General features: G+C 37.4%; 2 protein-coding genes. Both read right to left on the minus strand.

The annotated features are described in order from the left end of the window. Positions 1 to 100: 100 nt before the first annotated feature. Complete coding sequence (locus tag IV54_RS09730; protein ID WP_057879141.1) at positions 101 to 643, minus strand: hypothetical protein; 543 nt, start codon at positions 641 to 643, stop codon at positions 101 to 103. Between the two features lie 111 nt (positions 644 to 754). After that, positions 755 to 975 (minus strand): hypothetical protein (locus IV54_RS12135; protein WP_237756711.1); only part of this gene is annotated, 221 nt, incomplete at its 5' end.

The raw sequence follows: 975 nt of genomic DNA on the forward strand, positions 1-975 counted from the left end.
AACGCCTTATGAAATATTCTTTAATGTAGTGTTGCACTTAATTTGACAATTCAAGATTTTAAAAACTTCCTTTTGGTCGACTGCTTAAATTACAGTAGACTTATTTAAAAAACATAGACAAATAAACAGTTTGAGAAGGGTTCCCTAATGCACCAAGAGCTGCACCATCAGTACTGTGTGCATACTGGTTGCGACCCTTTTTATTAAAGGATCGATACCATGTATCAAAATCGGCCTCAGTATGCTTGGTTGCCTTATAAGTCTTCACAGGCTTCATATCCGTTAATTTAACCCAGCCACCAGCGTGTTTCTTCTTCGTGATTGGGGTCATATAGTAATAGACCATCCAACTACCCTTATGCTGGATTTGGGTAATCTTGGTTCGCATCCACTTGTTCTTCTTATAATTCTTCAAATAATGATTGGTCTTCAATTTTACATTCTTGGTCGTGCCAGTCATCTTGTAGGTTTTACCCTTAGTATTCTTAACCCAATACTTAGCATGATTCCATGTATTTACCTTTCTAATCCGACTGTATCCAGTTTTGCTTGAAGCAACCGCAGTGACACTAGGCATCACGGTGCCACCCAGCATAGTAAAGGCCATGGCAATGGCTACTAAAAGTCGATCCACTTTTTTCATTTTAGAAACTCCTTTGATTTTGACCCGGTGTAGTCCTAAAAGACCGCCCTTTTATAAAGTATGAAGTTAAAACAAGTTGGTTTGAGTTTACTTGTATGAACTGATTAATCTTTATAGAAAATACCCACTTGAAAATGGCAATAGTTCACCTTCAGCATCTGTATTATCACCATCACGAACGAGTTGATAATACCGGTTACGTTGCTTTTTAGTTAATGTACAGTACCACGTATCAAAATCCGCATACGAATATTTGGTCGCCTTATGTGTTTTGATGGTAGCGTCAAGAATCTTGTGTAAATGAAATGCCTTCGTACATATAATATGTATCT

Origin of the sequence: Levilactobacillus paucivorans (assembly GCF_001437125.1) — a bacterium.
In the GTDB taxonomy this organism is placed as follows: domain Bacteria; phylum Bacillota; class Bacilli; order Lactobacillales; family Lactobacillaceae; genus Levilactobacillus; species Levilactobacillus paucivorans.

What these genes read in the sequence shown, in the direction of transcription:
- IV54_RS09730 (WP_057879141.1), bottom strand. Translation starts at nt 643, where the DNA reads ATGAAAAAAGTGGATCGACTTTTAGTAGCCATTGCCATGGCCTTTACT.